We start from the raw sequence: 20,501 nt of genomic DNA, 5'->3' as shown, positions 1-20,501 counted from the left end.
ATTCGGGCTCCGGGTGCGTGTGAGGGGCCAGGTGCCCCGGATCGGGTGGGGGCCCGTTCCGGTACAGGAAAGAGCGACCGCCCGACATCGAACACGCACCCAAGAACGATCCCGTGGGGGGAAGTGCGTGCACGTCGAGAACTGGTCCAAGGGCACTCAGCCGAAGCGGACCGAGGGTGAAGGCCTTGGCCGAGGCCGTGGTGGTAGCGGCTCCAGGGACGAGGTGGTCTGGCCCGAGGCCGCCGGCAGAACGGGCGCCGTGCCCCAGCAGCCGACCGCTTCCGGGGTGTCGGGACTCTCCGGCGCCTCGGCGGACGCGGGGCTCTCGGGGCTCTCGGGACGTGAGCCGGGATTGTCGGGTGCCGTTCCGGCGCCCTGGGAGCGGCCCGACCAGCCCGGCCGCAGTCACGACCCGCACGAGGTGACCGTCCAGCTCGACGGTCTGGGGCGCGAAGTCGGCGAAGGGCCGGGCAAGCACGCCGACACGGACGGGGCGGCGCCTGCCGGCCAGGACTCCGACGGACCCGTCTTCGTCGACGAGTCGGGGCGGCGCCGCAACCTCTACCGGAAGCTCGGTATCGCCGTCGGCACCGCCTGCGCGGCGTACGCCGTGGTCATCGTCGGCACGCTCGTGTCGGGCAACTCCGACGCGCCCTGGCTGCCGGTGCCGATGCAGAAGGACGACAAGCCGGCGAGCAAGGTGGACACCCCGCCGCAGCCGGACGAGACGGACGACCGCTCGGACACGGCGGACGGCCTCGTCCCCGACACGGGGCCGGGCGGTGACCGCGCGGCAGCGACGTCATCGCCGGGCGCCAAGTCCCCGGCCGGCTCGTCGGGCCGTGCCAAGACGCCGGAGGCGTCCCCCAGCGCCGAACCCTCGGCCGGCCCCAGCGCCGGCGTCGTGCCGAAGCCGAAGCCGAAGCCGAGCGCCACGGGGAAGGGCCCGGAGCCGTCCGCCTCGGCGTCCGCACCGCCGAAGGTCGAGCCCAGCCCCTCGGTCACGCCCTCGCCCCAGCCCTCCGACTCGGGCGCCACGGGGCCCGCACCCGCTCCGGGTTCCGGCGGCACGGACACCGTCGCCGACGGCCCGGCCTCCCCGGCGCCCGTCGAGCCCGGCCCGTCGGCCTCGGAGAACGCGCAGAGCCCCCAGGAGCCGCAGAGCCCGCAGAACCCGGAGAGCCCCGCCTGATGACCCGCTCCCAGCGCGGCGACACGTCCTCACGTGCCGCCAAGCGCCCTACCCGCTCAGCGCGAGCAGCCGGTCCAGCGCGTTCGGCGAAGAGCGCCGAGGACGGCACGACCGCGACCGCGACCACGGACGACGGCACGAACGGCGGCACGGCCGGCAGCACCACCGACCACACGTCCGACCACACGTCCGACCACACGTCCGGTACGGCCGGGACCATGGCCGCCAGGGTGGCCGACGGCGGAGCCGACAGCGCGGCGAAGAGTCCGGCGCACACCAGCGTGAGAGGTGCCGCCACCCGGCGCCCGCAGAAGAGAAGCTCGCGGAAGAAGCGTTCGGCGCGGCGACTTCCGCTGCGCTATCTGCTGCCCTGTGTGCTGCTCCTCGCGCTGATGGCGATGCTGATGCTGCGCGGCTACGTGCACAGCGAGATCCTCGCCGACCACCGGGTAAGGCCGCCCGTGTCGAACGACCGGGTGCCGAAGAAGATCCTGAAGGGCGGGCCGGTGATCGACACCCGCCCCGGACGGCAGCTCAGCCTCGACGTCCCCGACCACGAGCTGGTCCTGACGTTCGACGACGGGCCGGACCCCAAGTGGACCCCCAAGGTCCTCGACGTGCTGAGGAAGCACGAGGCCAAGGCAGTCTTCTTCATCACCGGCACCATGGCCTCGCGCTACCCGGACCTGGTCGAGCGCATGGTCGACGAAGGCCATGAGATCGGACTGCACACCTTCAACCACCCGGACCTGTCCCTGCAGTCCAGGGAGCGCATCGACTGGGAGCTGTCACAGAACCAGCTCGCGCTCGCGGGCGCGGCGGGCGTGCGCACCTCGCTGTTCCGGCCGCCGTACTCCTCGTTCTCCGAGCGCATGGACAACCGGACCTGGCCGGTGACGCGGTACATCGGCAGCCGTGGCTACATCACCGTGGTCAGCGACACGGACAGCCAGGACTGGAAGCGGCCGGGCGTCGACGAGATCATCCGCCGGTCCACGCCCGAGCGCGGCGAGGGCGCGATCGTGCTGATGCACGACTCCGGCGGCGACCGCTCACAGACCGTGGCCGCGCTGGACCGGTACATCGCCCGGCTCCAGGCCAAGGGGTACAAGTTCGACACCCTGACCGGCGCCCTGAAGGCGCCCAGCGCGCACACCCCGGTCACGGGGCTCGGCCTGGTGAAGGGCAAGGTCTGGGTGACGCTGGTGCAGGCCTCGGAGAGGACGACGAGCATCCTCGTCGTCGCTCTCGCGGTCGTCGGCGTCCTCGTCCTCGCCCGATTCGGCCTGATGCTGATCCTCTCGATCGCCCACGCCCGCCGGGTCCGCCGCCGTAACTTCCGCTGGGGACCGGACGGGCCCGTCACCGAACCGGTGTCCGTCCTCGTCCCGGCGTACAACGAGGCCAAGTGCATCGAGAAGACGGTCCGTTCGCTGGTGGCGAGCGACCACCCCATCGAGGTGCTGGTCATCGACGACGGTTCCAGCGACGGCACGGCCCGTATCGTCGAGGAGCTCAGCCAGGACCTGCCGGGCGTCCGTGTCGTACGGCAGCTCAACGCGGGCAAGCCCGCCGCTCTCAACCGGGGCATCGCCAACGCGCGGCACGACCTGATCGTGATGATGGACGGCGACACGGTCTTCGAACCGTCCACCGTCCGCGAACTGGTCCAGCCGTTCGCCGACCCCCGGGTGGGCGCCGTCGCCGGCAACGCCAAGGTCGGCAACCGGGACACCCTCATCGGCGCCTGGCAGCACATCGAGTACGTGATGGGCTTCAACCTGGACCGCCGGATGTACGACATCCTGCGCTGTATGCCGACGATCCCCGGGGCGGTCGGGGCGTTCCGGCGGCAGGCGCTCGAACGGGTCGGCGGGATGAGCGAGGACACCCTCGCCGAGGACACCGACATCACCATGGCCATGCACCGCGACGGCTGGCACGTCGTGTACGCCGAGAACGCGCGGGCCTGGACCGAGGCGCCGGAATCCGTCCAGCAGCTGTGGTCGCAGCGCTACCGCTGGTCGTACGGCACGATGCAGGCGATCTGGAAGCACCGGGGCTCGCTCTTCGACCGGGGCGCGTCCGGCCGCTTCGGGCGGGTGGGTCTGCCGCTGGTGTCGCTGTTCATGGTGGTGGCCCCACTGCTGGCGCCCCTCATCGACGTGTTCCTGCTCTACGGGCTGGTGTTCGGGCCCACGGAGAAGACGATCGGTGCCTGGCTGGGCGTCCTGGCGGTCCAGGTGGTGTGCGCGGCGCTGGCCTTCCGTCTCGACAAGGAGCGCATGACCCACCTGATCTCGCTCCCGCTCCAGCAGCTCCTCTACCGCCAGCTCATGTACGTCGTCCTGCTGCAGTCGTGGATCACGGCGCTGACCGGTGGCCGGCTGCGCTGGCAGAAGCTGCGGCGGACGGGGGCCGTGGGACTGCCGGGCGCACCCCAGGAACAGACGGCGGCCGTACCCGGGCAGCAGTCGGGGGAGCGGAGGCCGGTCGGATGAGCACCCTCGCACCCGGCTCCACTCCATACGACCCCACCGGGCCCGGCTCCCCTGACCCCGACCCCGACCCCGACCCCACGGCGCGGGGCCCGGTCCCGCAGGGCACCGACCCGCAGGGCACCGACCCACACGGCACCGACCCGCAGGGCACCGACCCGCAGGATCCTCCCGCTCCCGCCCGGGACCGGTACTTCGACTTCCTCCGGGCCGTCGCCCTCTTCCGGGTGGTCCTGTACCACCTCACCGGCTGGGCGTGGCTGCCGCTCCTCTTCCCCTCCATGGGCGTGATGTTCGCGCTCGCCGGCAACCTCATGGCGCGCTCGCTCAGGCGCCCGGCGGTGGAGGTCGTCCGGGGCCGGCTCCGCCGACTGCTGCCGCCGGTGTGGCTGCTGGGGGTCGTGGGCGTCACGGGGATGGTGGCCCAGGGCTGGGGACCGGACGCGGACGGGCACCCCGGCTGGTGGTGGTTCCACCTCACCTTCTGGATCCTGCCGATCAGCGACCCGCCGTACGCCGAGGGCCTGCCCGGAGTACACGGTTTCATCGGCGCGGACTGGGCCGTGGAACTGGCCGGACCGCTCTGGTACGTCCGCGCCTACCTCTGGTACGTCATCCTCTCGCCCCTGCTGCTGCGCGCGCTGCGGGCGGTGCCGATGGTGACGGTCCTCGTGCCGATCGCGCTGGCGGGGGTGTTCGAGCTGGAGTTGGCGGCGCTGCCGGGGGAGCGGTTCGCCTCCGGGTTGACGGACTTCAGTACCTTCGGCGCCTGCTGGATCCTCGGCATGGCCCACCAGGAAGGCGTCCTCAAGCGCCTCCCGAGGTACATCGTCCCCTCCGTCGCCCCGGCGCTCGCCATGGTCGGCCTCTGGTACGCGCTGAACAGCGACTTCGGCACCGGCAACGACCTCGACAGCATGCCGTTCGCCCAGGCCCTGTGGTCCGTCGGCACGGTGGCGCTGCTGCTGCACATCAGCCCGACGTGGGCCGAGTGGCCGCGCCGGCTGCGCCGTTTCGACGGGGCGATCACGCTGCTCAACTCGCGCGCGGTGACGATCTATCTCTGGCACAACACGTGCGTCCTGATCGCCGCGACCCAGTGGGACCGGCTGTGGAGCGTCGTGTTCCTCGAACAGAACGTCCCCTGGCTGCTGGAGAGCGTCTGGCCCGTACTGCTCGTGACCTGGCTGCTGATCGCCTGCTGTGTCGTCGTCTTCGGCTGGGCGGAGGACCTGGCGGCAGGGCGCACGCCGAGGGTGTGGCCGAGCGGTGGGGAGGTCGGGCGGAGTCCGCGAAGGCCGTGAGGCGGCGTGGCGCTTGGGGACGGTCGGTCATGTATTGACCACGTAACCAACCGGGATCCGCACTTGCGTACGACTCGGAGGGTGGTGGATGTTGAACTCGCTTGAGGCAGGCGTTCCTTGCCTCCCCGAAGCGACTCGAGGAGTGACACCCGCCGATGACCCAGCCTCCCGGCCAGCCGCCGCACGACGGTTACGGCTCCCAGCCGCCGCAGCAGCCGTACCCGGGGCCGTACACGCCCCCGTCGGCGGGCCAGGTTCCCGGACAGCCACCGAACCCGTACTCCACGGCTCCCCAGCAGCCGTACGGGGCCGGTGGGCAGCCGCCGTACGGGGGTGCGCCGGGGGCTCCGGGGATGCCGGGTGCGCCGGGGGCTCCCCAGTACGGTGCCCAGTACCCCGCCTCCTACGGGGGTTACCCGCCGCCGCCCCCGCCCTCCGGCGGCAGTGGTGGCAAGGTCGCGCTGATCATCGTGGCCGTCGTGGCGGCGCTCGCGGTGATCGGCGGGGGGATCTTTCTCCTCACCGGTGGCGACGACGACACCACGGCCAAGCCCGAGCCGACCGCCTCGGCGACGGCGACCGAGTCCCCGACCCCTACGGAGGAGGCCACCGACGACGCCACCGGCGACGCCACCGACGAGGGCACGGGGACGCCCGACGGCGGTCTGGACGACGGTGGCTCGACCACCGCGCCCGCCAAGGGTGTCGAGGGGCAGTGGCAGGACGACGAGGCCAGGACGTTGACGATCGGCGCCGAGCAGACCACCGGCGACGGCAAGGGCCAACACCCCCTCTCCTACATCGACATGGTCGGCGGCAAGGGCATCCTGACCGGCGTCGGCGCCTACCGCGACGACAACAACTTCCGAATGGCCCTCACCCCCATGGCCTCGAAGGACGTCAAGGACGAGGACGTCACCTTCGCCACGGTCCGCCGTTCCGGCGACGACGTGGTCATCACCTGGGAGGGCGGCGGCACCGACACCCTCAGCTACGTCGGCGAGGCGTCGAGCTGACCCGCACGGGCCGCTGCCGCGCGGGGGCGCCCGGAACCTCGCGTGCCACTCCGCGCGGCGGCACCCGGGTCCTCGCGCCCCTGACCACGCCACCCTGAACAGGACATCGACCCGGGCGGCCTTCGTGCAGATCACGCAACAGCTCCGAACTCGGCTCCGCCTCTTCCGGTCCGGGGCTCCCCGGGGCGGGCACGGACGGCCGGGCGGGCGACTGACCGGACGGGCCGACTGCCCAGGCCCCTTCACGGAAGCACGCACGCCGTTCGCATGGCGGCGCCTCCTTCGCGGAGGATGGATGCCTGTGGTCTTCGCCACGCTGAGCGACGGCACCCGGTGCGCCTACATTGGCATGCGGGCCGCACCGAAGGAGGCCTGACCACGGGGTATGACGCTCCGCTCTCCGATTCCTCACCGGTCTGTCCGCAAGTCCGTGAGAGCAAAGTTCCTTTCCGGTCACCCGGTGCCACAGGCAGGAAACGCGCTCTCTCTACCTTCGGGACTCATCACCCCTCATCACCGCATCGCAAGACCCGAGCCCGGAGAAGGTGGAGGCGTCATGACAGCCCCGAGCACTGCCCCCGCGTCGAGCAGGGGAGGCCGCTGGATCGAGCACTGGGACCCGGAGAACGAGGCCTTCTGGAACGAGACCGGAGAGAAGGTCGCCCGCCGCAACCTGCTCTTCTCGGTGCTCTCGGAGCACATCGGCTTCTCCATCTGGACCGTCTGGTCGGTGATGGTGCTGTTCATGGGCCCGGAGTACGGGCTCACGCCGGCGGACAAGTTCTTCATCGTCTCGATGGCCACGCTGGTCGGCGCGATCGTGCGCATCCCCTACACCTTCGCGGTGGCGGTCTTCGGCGGCCGCAACTGGACGGTCGTCTCCGCGAGCCTGCTGCTCATCCCGACCGTCGCCGCCTTCCTCGTGATGAAGCCGGGAACCTCGTTCAACACGTTCCTGATCTGCGCGATGCTCGCCGGTATCGGCGGCGGCAACTTCGCCTCCTCCATGACCAACATCAACGCCTTCTTCCCGCTGCGGAAGAAGGGCTGGGCGCTCGGCCTCAACGCCGGCGGCGGCAACATCGGCGTCCCGGTGGTGCAGCTCATCGGCCTCGCCGTCATCGGGGCCGGCGGCGGTCCGCGCGTCCTGCTGGGCGTCTACATCCCCTTCATCGTGATCGCCGCCGTCCTGGCCTGGATGAAGATGGACAACATCGCGTCGTTGAAGAACGACACCGGTGCCGCGAAGGAGGCGGTCAAGGACGCCCACACCTGGATCATGTCCTTCCTCTACATCGGCACCTTCGGCTCCTTCATCGGCTACAGCTTCGCCTTCGGCCTCGTCCTGCAGACCCAGTTCGGCCGTACGCCACTGCAGTCCGCGTACGTCACCTTCATCGGCCCCCTGCTCGGCTCGCTGATCCGGCCCGTCGGCGGCGCGCTCGCCGACCGCTTCGGCGGCGCGAAGATCACGCTGTGGAACTACGTCGCCATGGCCGGCGCCACGGGGGTCATCGTCCTCGCCTCCATGGAGAAGTCGCTGCCGCTGTTCACCTGCGCCTTCATCGCGCTCTTCGTCCTCAGCGGCCTCGGCAACGGCTCCACCTTCAAGATGATCCCGGGCATCTTCCAGGCCAAGGCACTCGCCAAGGGCCTTGAGGGCGAGGAAGCCGCGGCCTACGGACGCCGGCTCTCCGGCGCTTCCATGGGCATCATCGGCGCGGTGGGCGCGATCGGCGGCCTCGGTATCAACCTGGCCTTCCGCCAGTCCTTCCTCACGGTCGGCTCCGGCACCGGTGCCTTCGTCACCTTCCTCGCCTTCTACGGTGTCTGCTTCGCCGTGACCTGGGCCGTATACCTTCGCCGCCCGGCCTCGAACGCCGCTTCGACCACGACCGCGACGGACTCGAAGCCGCAGCTCAGCTACGCCGAGGTGTGACATCGCCCATGCCGTGACACGTGTGACGTAACACCGGCGACATCAACCCGAACCGAGCCTGTCACGCACCGTTGACAGGCTCGTTCGGCATGTGGGAGCACCAATCGGTGCACTCGCACGGAGCTTCGACTGAGTGCAACGACTCGACTGCGGGACGAGAGCCATGTACGACGAACAGCAGCGACCCGAGCGATCAGATCGAGCCGATCGACCAGACAGGACGGATCTGATGGATCGGATGGATCGGACAGCGCAACCGGAACACGGGCCGCTCGCGGGGTTCACCGTGGGCGTCACGGCCGCCCGCCGTGCCGACGAACTCGGAGCGCTTCTCCAGCGCCGGGGAGCCGCGGTCCTCCACGCTCCCGCCCTGCGCATCGTGCCGCTCTCCGACGACAGCGAACTCCTCACCGCGACCAAGGACCTGCTCGACCAGGCGCCCGACATCGTGGTGGCGACGACCGCGATCGGCTTCCGCGGCTGGATCGAGGCCGCGGACGGCTGGGGCCTGGGCGAGGCCCTCCTGGACCGGCTGCGGGGCGTCGAAGTTCTGGCACGCGGACCGAAGGTGAAGGGCGCCATCCGCGCCGCCGGCCTCACGGAGGAGTGGTCCCCCTCCTCCGAATCCATGGCGGAGGTACTGGACCGGCTGCTGGAGCACGGTGTCGAAGGCCGCCGTATCGCCGTCCAGCTCCACGGCGAACCCCTCCCGGGCTTCGTGGAATCCCTGCGGGCCGGGGGAGCGGAGGTCGTGGGCGTCCCCGTCTACCGCTGGATGCCCCCCGAGGACCTCACCCCCGTGGACCGCCTCCTGGACGCGGTGATCGGCCGCGGTGTCGACGCCCTGACCTTCACCAGCGCCCCGGCGGCGGCGTCCCTGCTCTCCCGCGCCGAAGACCGGGGCCTGCTCCCCGAGTTGCTCAACGCCCTCGGCCACGACGTGCTCCCCGCCTGTGTGGGCCCGGTCACGGCCCTCCCGCTCCAGGCCCACGGTGTGGACACGGTCCAGCCCGAGCGCTTCCGCCTCGGCCCCCTCGTCCAACTCCTCTGCCAGGAACTCCCCGCTCGCGCCCGCACCCTCCCCATCGCCGGCCACCGTGTGGAGATCCGCGGCCACGCGGTCCTCGTCGACGGAGCCCTGCGCCCCGTGCCGCCGGCCGGCATGTCCCTGCTCCGCGCGCTCTGCCGCCGGCCCGGCTGGGTGGTCCCCCGCTCCGACCTCCTCAAGGCACTCCCCGGCGCAGGCCGCGACGAACACGCCGTAGAAACGGCCATGGCCCGCCTCCGCACGGCCCTCGGCACACCGAAGCTCATCCAGACCGTGGTCAAACGGGGCTACCGGCTGGCCCTGGACCCGGCGGCCGACGCGAAGTACGGCGACGCCTGAGTTCGAGGTCACCGGGTTCGTTGTCGGCCGCGGGTGGGTGGATGAAGGGCGGGCCGCAGGCCCACCCCCGCAGGGGCGCGGGGAACTGCGCGAGCAACCCCACCCCACCCCACCCGCACCCGCCCACCCCACCCGCACCCGCCGACACTCCCGCACCCCCGAGCTCTCAGGCACCCGCCCGCACCCCCGCACCCCCGAGCTCTCAGGCACCCGAGCCCTCACCGCTCTCGCCGCCGGGTGCGGCCCGGCACTTCACGGGGTACAAACCTCTGTGGCACGCCTCCCCGACGCGGCGACCCCCGGCGGTGACGACCCCATGGCACACGACCCCCGCTTCGACTGCGGCCACCTCTGCCTGGACTTCCTCGCGACCACCCACCCCGAGGAACACCTGGACTCGGCGGCCCGACTAGGCACCTGGATCACGGCCGCCGGACTGGTCCCCGAAGGCACCCCGCTCGACCACATCACCCCGGACTGGCTCACCGGCTTCCGTGAACTACGCGAACACATAGGCCAGTTGGTCAGGAGTGATCTCGGCAGGCCCCCTGCCTCCCGCCTCTTCGACCTCTCCCTGGCCAGGATCAACGAACTGGCCCGCGCTGCCACGCCCGCGCCCCGGGCGGTCCGCGCGGACGACGGCACCCTCACCCGCGCCCTGGACCACGCCCCCGACCGCACCGCCCTGCTCGCGGTCATCGCCCGCGACACCGTGGAGCTGCTCACCGATCCGGTCGCCCGGGCGAGCCTGCGCCAGTGCGCCGGCGACAACTGCCCCATCGTGTACGTCGACACGTCCCGCGGCCGACGCCGCCGCTGGTGCTCCAGCGAGATCTGCGGCAACCGCGAACGCGTCGCCCGCCACCGCCGCCGGGCGGCGCTCACCCGCGCGTAACCCGCTCACGGCGTTGGTTGCTCGTTTCAACACGGGGCGCCGGCGCCCCACTTGCTCATGTTGGCGCCGAAATGCCCATCTGCCTTACCCTGCACGCCAGTTGGTCAAACCCCATGCCTCCGTAAAGAAGCAGCAGTGCTGTTTTTCACATTGCGACTTGGGTGTCTTCACAACTCCCTCACATACGTGCGGGTTTAACGACGGGTTTGGTTGCACTTGTCTCTCGCGTGCCCCACCAGCCCCAAGTTGAATCGAGAAAGTTGTGGCTCAGCCCTGAACACACAACTGGTTACCTACGTATCCCGATGTGAGCGACCGACTGGGGGAACCCCCGGACACCGGAGGTAGCCGTGCGCAAGGATTCCGCTGTGGCCGATGAACGCCCGCACAGGGCCCGACATCGCGCATCACAGCCCTCAGAGCCAGACGAGGAGCTGATGCGCGCGCTGTACCGCGAGCACGCTGGACCCTTGCTCGCGTACGTGCTGCGTCTGGTCGCGGGCGACCGCCAGCGTGCCGAGGACGTTGTGCAGGAAACTCTCATCAGGGCCTGGAAGAACGCCGGTCAGCTCAATCGAGCGACCGGATCGGTACGCCCCTGGCTGGTGACGGTCGCGCGCCGCATCGTCATCGACGGCCACCGCAGCCGGCAGGCCCGGCCGCAGGAGGTCGACCCGTCGCCGCTGGAGGTCATCCCCGCGGAGGACGAGATCGACAAGGCGTTGTGGCTGATGACACTGTCGGACGCGCTGGACGACCTGACCCCTGCCCACAGGGAGGTCCTGGTCGAGACCTATTTCAAAGGGCGTACGGTCAATGAGGCGGCCGAGACGCTTGGCATCCCCAGTGGCACCGTCCGCTCCCGGGTGTTCTACGCCCTGCGGTCGATGAAGCTGGCTCTAGAGGAGCGCGGGGTGACGGCATGAGCAACATCTACGGGGGGTATGGACCGGGAATGCCCGGGTCTGTGCAAGGAGCCCAAGGTTCCGGTGACAACATCCACGAAACCGTCGGCGCGTACGCCCTCGGGATACTGGACGACGCCGAGGCCACACAGTTCGAAATGCATCTCGCCACCTGCGAGTGGTGCGGCCAGCAGCTCGACGAGCTGGCCGGGATGGAACCGATGCTGGCCGCGCTCGCGGACCTGCCCGCCGCCCAGGGCACACCCGCGATCGGCGAGTCCCTGTCGGTGAAACCGACCACGGGACTCGCGGACCGGCTGGTCGGCGAGGTCGTCCAGCACCGGGCGAAGAAGAGCCGACGCAACTTCTTCATGCTGGCGGCCGGTGTCGCCCTGATCGTCGGCGGCCCGACGGCGGTGTTCGCGACGGCGGGCGGCGGCGAGGACGCTCCGGAGAACAGGACGGTGGTCGCCAGCCCGGCCAAGGACGCCTTCCTGGGCATGAAGGCGGCGGACAAGGTCTCGGGGACCGACGCGGCCACCCAGGTCACGGCCACGGTCGGCATGGAGTCCAAGGCCTGGGGCACCCACGCGGTCCTGGAGCTGAAGAACGTCAAGGGTCCGGAGAAGTGCTCGCTGATCGCCGTCGGCAAGAACGGCGAGCGGGAGACGGTCACCTCCTGGTCCGTCCCGAAGTGGGGCTACGGCATCAAGAACGCCGAGACCGAGCAGGCCAGGAACCCGCTCTACGTCCACGGCGGCGCCGCCTTCACCCCCAACGAGATCGACCACTTCGAGGTCCTGACCTTCAGTGGGAAGAAGCTCGTGTCGGTCAAGGCGTAACGCGTCGAGGCGAAACGGACACGCTCGCGGCGAACAGTCGCGACGAACAGCGGACGGACCCCGGTCGGGCACATAGCCTGTCGGGGTCCTTTTCGCGTACGGTTGACGGCTGCCCAGCACGTCAGAAGGGGGCCCGGGTGGCCGCTCAGGTTCAGCAAGAAACGCTCGACTCCGCTCACGACTCGGTGCGTGAGAGGGAGATCGGCGTCGAACAGGAACATCTGGACCGGGTGTACCGGCGCCTCGAGGAGAAGATCCACGAGGCCGAGTTCCTGATGAACGACGCGGCCAAGCGCGGTCAGGTCGGCACCCCCGGCGCCCTCGCCGAGCGGGACGCCCAGGTCTTCCGTGCGGGCATCCACCTCAACCGCCTGAACAACGAGTTCGAGGACTTCCTCTTCGGCCGCATCGACCTGCTTCTCGGCAAGGACGGCAAGAAGGGGCCCGACGGCGCGTACACCGCCGTCGAACCGGCCGAGGGCGCGGTCCGCCCCGACAACACCGCCGACATCGCCGAGACCCTCCACATCGGCCGCATCGGCGTTCTGGACTCCGAGTACGCGCCGCTGGTCATCGACTGGCGGGCCCCGGCGGCCGCTCCCTTCTACCGCTCCACCCCGGTCGACCCCGGCCGGGTCGTACGCCGCAGGGTCATCCGCTCCAAGGGCCGCAAGGTGCTCGGCGTCGAGGACGACCTCATGCGCCCCGAGCTGAAGGCCTCCCTCGACGGCGGCGAGCTGCCCGTCATCGGCGACGGCGCCCTCATGGCCGCCCTCGGCCAGGCCCGCAGCCACACCATGCGCGACATCGTCGCCTCCATCCAGGCCGAACAGGACCTGGTCATCCGTGCCCCCGCCGCCTCCGTGACGTACGTCGAGGGCGGCCCCGGCACCGGCAAGACGGCCGTCGCCCTGCACCGCGCCGCCTACCTCCTCTACCAGGACCGGCGCCGGTACGCGGGCGGCATCCTGATCGTCTCCCCGACCCCGCTGCTGGTGGCGTACACCGAGGGCGTCCTGCCCTCCCTCGGGGAGGAGGGCCAGGTCGCCATCCGCGCCATCGGCTCCCTCGTCGACGGCGCCGAGGCCACCCTGTACGACTCCCCGGCCGTGGCCCGTGCCAAGGGCTCGCACCGCATGCTCAAGGTGCTGCGGAAGGCCGCCCGGGGCGCTCTGGAGTCCGGCGACGCGCCCCGCCGCCTCCGTGTCGTCGCCTTCGGCCGCCGCCTGGAGCTGGAGGCCGAGGAACTGGACCGCCTCCGCCGCAACGCGCTCGGCGGCACGGCTCCGGTGAACCTGCTCCGCCCCCGCGCCCGCAAGCTGCTGCTGGACGCCCTGTGGGCACGGTCCGGGGCGGCCGGCCGCCACACCGACCCGGAACTCGCCGCCGAGCTGCGCTCCTCCTTCGACGAGGACATCACGACCGAGGACGACTTCATCGCCTTCCTCGACGCCTGGTGGCCCGAGCTGACCCCGCGCGGGGTGCTCACCGCCATGGCCGACGAGCGCCGCCTCGGCCGCTGGGCCCGCCGCATCCTCAACCCGGGGGAGGTCCGCCGGGTCGCACGCTCCCTCAGGCGGGACGGCCTGTCGGTCCACGACGTCGCCATGCTGGACGAGCTCCAGGCGATCCTCGGCCTCCCGGCCCGCCCGCGGAAGAAGCGCGACCTCGACCCCCTGGACCAGCTCACGGGCCTGGAGGAGCTGATGCCCGTGCGCGAGGAGACCCAGCGCGAGCGGGCCGAGCGGCTGGCGCAGGAGCGGACCGAGTACGCGCACGTCATCGTCGACGAGGCGCAGGACCTGACCCCGATGCAGTGGCGGATGGTGGGCCGGCGAGGCCGGCACGCCACCTGGACGGTCGTCGGAGACCCGGCCCAGTCGTCGTGGTCCGACCCCGACGAGGCGGCCGAGGCCCGCGACGAGGCGCTGGGCTCCCGCCCGCGCCGCCGCTTCACCCTCACCGTCAACTACCGGAACCCCGCCGAGATCGCCGAGCTCGCGGCGAGGGTGCTGGCGCTGGCCATGCCGGGCTCCGAGTCACCGGCGGCGGTCCGCTCCACCGGCGTGGAGCCCCGTTTCGTCACGGCCGCCCGCGACACCCTCGCCCGCACGGTCCGCGCCGAGGCCGCCCGCCTCCTGGACCTCGTCGACGGCACGATCGGCGTCGTCGTGGCCATGAACCGCCGGGAGGAGGCGGCCCGCTGGCTGGCCGGTCTCGGCGACCGGGTCGTCGCCCTCGGCAGCCTCGAGGCGAAGGGCCTGGAGTACGACGCGACGGTGGTCGTCTCCCCGGCGGAGATCGCGGACGAGTCCCCGGCGGGGTTGCGGGTGCTGTACGTGGCGCTCACGCGGGCGACGCAGCAGTTGACCGTCGTCTCGGCGGAGCGGGACGAGCCGGACGGGGACGGGGTCCCCGACCTCCTTCGGGACTGAGCGGCGGGTGCGCGGCGGCCGACGGGTGGTCGGTCGGCCGCGGGCCGGTGGGGCTTCTCGCGCGGCAACCACGAATCACCCGCACCCGCCGACGCATCGTCAACTCCCCGAACGCCAACGCGCCTGTTAGCCTGGGTGGTGGCACCGGCTCGATCCAAGCCCCCGGGCCCAACCTTCGTCGCTACGAGCGACCACTTGCCGCGAGGCGAGCATGGCGGGTCGGTGCCACTGAACGTAGGAAGAGGTCCACGTCATCTGTGACGTGGACCTCTTCTTGTTGAGAACAAAACGTTCGTAACCCCACGCGGCTACCGCCTACTCGACGGTAGGTGCGACGATCGGACGGCAAAACGCAGCAAACGCAGTAGCAGAAGTACGCGAAAGCAGAGGAAGTCGGCCATGGCAACGGCGCCCAGCGTCTCCTACTCGATGACGGTCCGGCTGGAGGTGCCCGCGAGCGGAACCGCGGTCTCCCAGCTCACCGGAGCCGTCGAGTCCCACGGAGGCTCGGTGACCGGCCTCGACGTGACCGCCTCCGGCCACGAGAAGCTCCGCATAGACGTCACCATCGCCGCCACCTCCACCGCGCACGCCGACGAGATCGTCGAGCAGCTCCGCGGCATCGAGGGCGTCACGCTCGGCAAGGTCTCCGACCGTACGTTCCTGATGCACCTCGGCGGCAAGATCGAGATGGCGTCGAAACACCCCATCCGCAACCGTGACGACCTCTCGATGATCTACACGCCGGGTGTGGCCCGCGTCTGCATGGCGATCGCCGAGAACCCCGAGGACGCCCGCCGCCTCACCATCAAGCGCAACTCCGTTGCGGTCGTGACGGACGGCTCGGCCGTGCTGGGCCTGGGCAACATCGGCCCCAAGGCCGCCCTGCCGGTCATGGAGGGCAAGGCGGCCCTCTTCAAGCGGTTCGCCGGCATCGACGCCTGGCCGCTCTGCCTGGACACCCAGGACACCGACGCGATCGTTGAGATCGTCAAGGCCATCGCCCCAGGCTTCGCGGGCATCAACCTGGAGGACATCTCCGCGCCCCGCTGCTTCGAGATCGAGGCCCGGCTGCGCGAGGCCCTCGACATCCCCGTCTTCCACGACGACCAGCACGGCACCGCGATCGTCGTCCTCGCCGCCCTCACCAACGCACTGCGCGTCGCGGGCAAGGCGATCGGCGACATCCGCGTCGTCATGTCGGGCGCCGGCGCCGCCGGTACGGCCATCCTCAAGCTGCTCCTCGCCGCCGGTGTGAAGAACGCCGTCGTGGCCGACATCCACGGTGTGGTGCACTGCGACCGCACCGATCTCGTCGACGCCGCCTCCGACTCGCCGCTGCGCTGGATCGCCGACAACACCAACCCCGAGAACCTGACGGGCACGCTCAAGGAGGCCGTGCGCGGCGCCGACGTCTTCATCGGCGTCTCGGCCCCGAACGTCCTCGACGGCGACGACGTGGCCGCCATGGCCGACAACGCCATCGTGTTCGCGCTCGCGAACCCCGACCCCGAGGTCGACCCCGCTGTCGCCCGCCAGACGGCGGCCGTCGTGGCCACCGGCCGCTCCGACTTCCCGAACCAGATCAACAACGTGCTGGTCTTCCCGGGTGTCTTCCGCGGTCTGCTCGACGCCCAGTCCCGGACCGTCAACACCGAGATGATGCTCGCCGCCGCGACCGCCCTCGCGGACGTCGTGACCGAGGACGAGCTGAACCCGAACTACATCATTCCGAGCGTCTTCAACGACAAGGTCGCGGGTGCGGTCGCCGGAGCGGTGCGCGAGGCCGCGAAGGCGGCGTCGGCCTGAGTGCCGCTCGACGCCCGGTTGTGACCATGGCCACGGCCCCGCGCCCCCGGCGCGTCGCGGGGCGGGAGGGCTTGTGTCGCCCTTTAGTGTGGCGGCCAGGCTCAGGCCTGCCGGGCCCTACCGTCCGCTGTGTGAGCGGACGTCGCGTCACCGTGGCGATGGTGGCGCTTTCCGTGTGACTCCCAAGGGTGTCCGTGTGACTCCCCAGGGGTGCCGGATTGGCTTTCCCGCCGCAGGTGAGTGCAGGATGCGTCTCTGGGCGTTGGGTCTGACGACGGACCCGGGTCCGCCTCAACGGCAAGAAGAACACGGGAGTAACAACATGAACCGCAGTGAGCTGGTGGCCGCGCTGGCCGACCGCGCCGAGGTGACCCGCAAGGACGCCGACGCCGTGCTGGCCGCGTTCGCCGAGGTCGTCGGCGACATCGTCGCCAAGGGCGACGAGAAGGTCACCATCCCCGGCTTCCTGACCTTCGAGCGCACCCACCGTGCCGCTCGCACCGCGCGCAACCCGCAGACCGGCGACCCGATCCAGATCCCGGCTGGCTACAGCGTCAAGGTCTCCGCGGGCAGCAAGCTCAAGGAAGCGGCCAAGGGCAAGTAACCTTGCCGTCCGTCTCTCACGGGATGGTGTACGGCGCGTAGAACGCCTGATGGGGGCGGCACCCGGAATCCGGGGTGCCGCCCCCATCGGCGTGAGACTGGGCTGCGGGTCCGTCGTGGCTGGTCGCGCAGTTCCCGCGCTCCCTAGCCCAGTGCCTTGCCCGGCAGTTCCACCTTCGCGCCGAGCTCCACGAGCTTCTCCATGAAGTTCTCGTAGCCGCGGTTGATCAGTTCGATGCCGTGGACCCTGGAGGTTCCCTGGGCCGCCAGCGCCGCGATGAGGTAGGAGAAGCCGCCGCGGAGGTCGGGGATGACCAGATCGGCGCCCTGGAGGCGGGTGGGGCCGGAGACCACGGCGGAGTGCAGGAAGTTGCGCTGCCCGAAGCGGCAGTCGGAGCCGCCGAGGCACTCGCGGTAGAGCTGGATGTGCGCGCCCATCTGGTTCAGGGCCGAGGTGAAGCCCAGACGGGACTCGTAGACCGTCTCGTGGACGATCGAGAGGCCGGTGGCCTGGGTGAGGGCCACCACCAGGGGCTGCTGCCAGTCGGTCTGGAAGCCGGGGTGGACGTCCGTCTCCAGAGCGATCGACTTGAGCTGACCGCCGGGGTGCCAGAAGCGGATGCCCTCGTCGTCGATCTCGAAGGCGCCGCCCACCTTCCGGTAGGTGTTCAGGAACGTCATCATCGAGCGCTGCTGGGCGCCCCGGACGTAGATGTCGCCCTCGGTCGCCAGCGCGGCGGACGCCCAGGACGCGGCCTCCAGGCGGTCGGGGAGGGCCTTGTGGTTGTAGCCGCCGAGCGAGTCCACACCGGTGATGCGGATCGTGCGGTCGGTGTCCATCGCGATGATGGCGCCCATCTTCTGCAGCACGCAGATGAGGTCCTCGATCTCCGGCTCGATCGCCGCGTTCGAGAGCTCAGTGACGCCCTCCGCGAGGACGGCGGTCAGCAGTACCTGCTCCGTCGCGCCCACGGACGGGTACGGCAGCTGGATCTTCGTACCCCGCAGCCGTCGCGGCGCCTCCAGGTACTGGCCGTCCTCGCGCTTCTCGATCTTCGCGCCGAACTGCCGCAGCACCTCGAAGTGGAAGTCGATCGGCCGGCCGCCGATGTCGCACCCGCCGAGACCGGGGATGAAGGCATGGCCGAGGCGGTGCAGGAGGGGGCCGCAGAACAGGATCGGGATGCGCGACGAACCGGCGTGGGCGTCGATGTCGGCGACGTTCGCGCTCTCCACGTTCGTCGGGTCCATCACCAGCTCGCCCGGCTCGTCACCCGGGCGGACCGTTACGCCATGGAGCTGCAGCAGCCCGCGCACGACCCGCACGTCGCGGATGTCGGGCACGTTGCGCAGCCGGCTCGGACCGCTGCCGAGCAGCGCGGCGACCATGGCCTTGGGTACGAGGTTCTTCGCACCGCGGACACGGATCTCGCCACTGAGCGGGGTGCCGCCGTGTACAAGCAGTACGTCGTCAGAGCCGTTGACGGTCATGAATCTCGCGTTCCGTGGAGTTGGGCAGAGGGCTTTCCGGCATGGGGGGCCGTCCGCCGGTCCCGTTGTGCGGGGCCGTCGCGGCGTGGGCCGGAGAGCTAGCGTAATCGCCGCCCACCCCCCTTCCGTAAGCCCAAGTGCTTCTCAGCCACGTCATGGAATCGCCACAACACGAACCGTTCACCGCCGGGCACAAGGGGTGACCGTCACCGATGTGCGCCCCGGCCGCTTCCCCACGCCGTGAGCTGGGTTCACGTCGCCAGCGGCGTTGGCTCCCCCCGCGCGGGCCGGATGCGGGATCATGTCTGGCATGACCGAGGTGTCCTCGCTCACAGGGCGACTGCTCGTGGCCACGCCCGCCCTGGCGGACCCGAACTTCGACCGCGCGGTGGTGCTGCTCCTCGACCACGACGAGGAGGGCTCGCTCGGGGTGGTCCTGAACCGCCCGACCCCGGTGGATGTCGGCGACATCCTGGAGGGCTGGGCGGAACTCGCCGGCGAACCGGGAGTCGTCTTCCAGGGCGGCCCCGTGGCACTGGACTCGGCGCTCGGTGTCGCGGTGATACCGGGCGGCGGCTCCGTGGACCGCACGCCGCTCGGCTGGCGGCGCGTCCACGGCGCGATCGGCCTGGTCGACCTGGAGGCCCCGCCCGAACTGCTGGCCTCCGCGCTCGGCTCGCTGCGCATCTTCGCCGGCTACGCGGGCTGGGGCCCGGGCCAGTTGGAGGACGAACTGGCGGAGGGCGCCTGGTACGTCGTCGAGTCCGAACCGGGCGACGTCTCCTCACCCTCCCCGGAGAGACTCTGGCGCGAGGTTCTGCGCCGCCAGCGCAGCGAACTCGCGATGGTGGCCACCTATCCGGACGACCCTTCGCTCAACTGATGTCCGTGGCCTTCAGTACCCTTGGCGTCATGAGCACTCTTGAGCCCGAGCGCGGTACTGGTACGGGGACCCTCGTCGAGCCGACGCCGCAGGTGTCGCATGGTGACGGTGACCACGAGCGCTTCGCCCACTACGTCCAGAAGGACAAGATCATGGCGAGCGCCCTCGACGGCACGCCCGTCGTGGCGTTGTGCGGCAAGGTGTGGGTCCCGGGCCGTGACCCGAAGAAGTATCCCGTGTGCCCCATGTGCAAGGAGATCTTCGAGTCCCTCGGCGCGGGCGGCGACGACAACGGCGACAAGAAGTAGGACGGGCACGGCCGACTCGGGGAGCACCGTCACGTCGGCGGTGACGAGTGCCCCCAGGGCCAGTGGAGGGCGTCGGTCGCCGCGCGGGCTCGCATACGGGCGCCGGGGCTCGCGGACGAGAAGGAGCCGCAGTCGTGGTCCGTCCGGCACCTCGACAACTGGCCGACCGCGCGCGGGCGTCGCCTGATCGGATGGGACGAGATCGTGGAGGGCCGCCTCGCGCCGGGGGCGGCCGTGACGTCCTGACGGGGCTGCGCGGTCGGCGTCACGGCAGCCCGCTCGGGTCACGACGTGGTCATGTGCCCCTAGCGGCAGGTGTACCTGGACCACCGTCAGGACGGCGGCCCCGACGAGCCGGTGCCGATCGGCTACGTACGCACTCTGGAGACGTCTTCCGATTCGAGTCGGTGCCCCCGGAGTTGACGCCCGAGGAGGCCCGGCATGTGCTGGCACCCGGGGCAACGTGTGCACCGAGGTGATGGAGGACCCCGCACGGGTGGACTACCAGACGTTCCCGCGCCCGGCGGCCTTCACCGAGGTGCCTGGAGTCGGCTGCCTGCGCCGGCCGAGCGGGACCTCGCGGACTTCGAGTGCCGGATGACGACCCACTGCCGGCGACATGACGCCCTGGGAGTCGGTTATCGGCCGCCTTCGGGACCGCTTTCCGTGGCAGCGCGGGCGCGGGGTGCTCGGACGCCCGATCGAGGGGGCGCCCCCGAACGTGTGAGGCGGCGGCGAACCCGTAGGACCGAAAGCGCGTGCCCTGCGACGGTGACCCCAGGGGAGCAAGAGAGGCAAGAGTTGCCGGAAGTGGCAATTCACGCCTACTGGTTAAGTTCTGCCAAAACGGACCACCTCTCGGGTGGGGTGGACGCATGCCTCCCGGCGGACCCCCGCGTTCGGGCCTCGCGAGAATGTGCCAGAGTTGCCACGTCCGCCCCGTCAGCACGTACCGTACGGCAACACAGGCGGACCAGGTGGGGCAGCGGGAAGG

At 70.8% G+C, this 20,501-nt stretch carries 15 protein-coding genes and 1 pseudogene; 15 read left to right on the top strand and 1 reads right to left on the bottom strand.

Annotated features, from left to right (window positions below; all coding sequences use genetic code 11):
- Positions 1–127: 127 nt before the first annotated feature.
- The 12 genes from ACFY9I_RS05275 to ACFY9I_RS05220 all read left to right on the top strand — a co-directional run bounded on the left by ACFY9I_RS05275 (position 128) and on the right by ACFY9I_RS05220 (position 16,826).
- On the top strand, positions 128–1,192 hold the full coding sequence (locus tag ACFY9I_RS05275) for a hypothetical protein (RefSeq protein ID WP_390996858.1): 1,065 nt from the start codon (positions 128–130) through the stop codon (positions 1,190–1,192).
- A gap of 281 nt (positions 1,193–1,473) precedes the next feature.
- Complete coding sequence (locus tag ACFY9I_RS05270; protein ID WP_390997039.1) at positions 1,474–3,693, top strand: glycosyltransferase; 2,220 nt, start codon at positions 1,474–1,476, stop codon at positions 3,691–3,693.
- Entirely contained in the window at positions 3,690–4,994 is a 1,305-nt protein-coding gene (locus ACFY9I_RS05265; protein ID WP_390996857.1) for an acyltransferase family protein, read from the top strand. Before ACFY9I_RS05270 ends, ACFY9I_RS05265 begins: the two co-directional genes overlap by 4 nt.
- 155 nt (positions 4,995–5,149) lie before the next feature.
- Positions 5,150–6,010, top strand: a complete 861-nt coding sequence (locus ACFY9I_RS05260; RefSeq protein WP_390996855.1) for a hypothetical protein — start codon at positions 5,150–5,152, stop codon at positions 6,008–6,010.
- 556 nt (positions 6,011–6,566) lie between these two features.
- The gene (locus ACFY9I_RS05255; RefSeq protein ID WP_390996853.1) at positions 6,567–7,949 is read left to right on the top strand and encodes an MFS transporter; all 1,383 of its coding nucleotides are present in this window, start codon (positions 6,567–6,569) and stop codon (positions 7,947–7,949) included.
- Between the two features lie 229 nt (positions 7,950–8,178).
- On the top strand, positions 8,179–9,336 hold the full coding sequence (locus ACFY9I_RS05250) for a uroporphyrinogen-III synthase (RefSeq protein WP_390996851.1): 1,158 nt from the start codon (positions 8,179–8,181) through the stop codon (positions 9,334–9,336).
- 316 nt (positions 9,337–9,652) lie between these two features.
- Positions 9,653–10,231: an ABATE domain-containing protein gene (locus ACFY9I_RS05245; protein ID WP_390996849.1), complete on the top strand. Its 579-nt coding sequence runs from the start codon at positions 9,653–9,655 to the stop codon at positions 10,229–10,231.
- Positions 10,232–10,581: 350 nt separating this feature from the next.
- Positions 10,582–11,157, top strand: a complete 576-nt coding sequence (locus ACFY9I_RS05240) for a sigma-70 family RNA polymerase sigma factor (protein ID WP_013003188.1) — start codon at positions 10,582–10,584, stop codon at positions 11,155–11,157.
- Positions 11,158–11,186: 29 nt separating this feature from the next.
- Entirely contained in the window at positions 11,187–11,978 is a 792-nt protein-coding gene (locus ACFY9I_RS05235; protein WP_390996847.1) for a zf-HC2 domain-containing protein, read from the top strand.
- A gap of 137 nt (positions 11,979–12,115) precedes the next feature.
- Complete coding sequence (locus ACFY9I_RS05230) at positions 12,116–14,413, top strand: UvrD-helicase domain-containing protein (protein WP_390996845.1); 2,298 nt, start codon at positions 12,116–12,118, stop codon at positions 14,411–14,413.
- Between the two features lie 399 nt (positions 14,414–14,812).
- Entirely contained in the window at positions 14,813–16,222 is a 1,410-nt protein-coding gene (locus ACFY9I_RS05225) for a malic enzyme-like NAD(P)-binding protein (RefSeq protein WP_390996843.1), read from the top strand.
- A 322-nt stretch (positions 16,223–16,544) separates the two neighbouring features.
- The gene (locus tag ACFY9I_RS05220) at positions 16,545–16,826 is read left to right on the top strand and encodes an HU family DNA-binding protein (protein WP_005486790.1); all 282 of its coding nucleotides are present in this window, start codon (positions 16,545–16,547) and stop codon (positions 16,824–16,826) included.
- Between the two features lie 143 nt (positions 16,827–16,969).
- Here ACFY9I_RS05220 and murA read toward each other — a convergent pair whose 3' ends face one another.
- Complete coding sequence (murA, locus tag ACFY9I_RS05215; RefSeq protein WP_390996840.1) at positions 16,970–18,316, bottom strand: UDP-N-acetylglucosamine 1-carboxyvinyltransferase; 1,347 nt, start codon at positions 18,314–18,316, stop codon at positions 16,970–16,972.
- Positions 18,317–18,626: 310 nt separating this feature from the next.
- Here murA and ACFY9I_RS05210 point away from each other — a divergent pair, with 310 nt between their 5' ends.
- The 3 genes and pseudogenes from ACFY9I_RS05210 to ACFY9I_RS05200 all read left to right on the top strand — a co-directional run.
- A complete protein-coding gene (locus ACFY9I_RS05210; RefSeq protein WP_390996837.1) occupies positions 18,627–19,199 on the top strand; it encodes a YqgE/AlgH family protein in 573 nt (190 codons plus the stop codon).
- Positions 19,200–19,228: 29 nt separating this feature from the next.
- Positions 19,229–19,507: a DUF3039 domain-containing protein gene (locus tag ACFY9I_RS05205; RefSeq protein WP_390996835.1), complete on the top strand. Its 279-nt coding sequence runs from the start codon at positions 19,229–19,231 to the stop codon at positions 19,505–19,507.
- Between the two features lie 30 nt (positions 19,508–19,537).
- Positions 19,538–20,234 (top strand): annotated as a pseudogene (locus ACFY9I_RS05200) (family 20 glycosylhydrolase); the annotation flags it as partial.
- Positions 20,235–20,501 lie beyond the last annotated feature (267 nt).

It is taken from the genome of Streptomyces sp. NPDC012510, from assembly GCF_042955065.1.
Lineage (GTDB): Bacteria > Actinomycetota > Actinomycetes > Streptomycetales > Streptomycetaceae > Streptomyces.
The sequence above is the reverse complement of the archived record's forward strand: the minus strand, read 5'-3'. Positions and strand labels throughout refer to the sequence as shown.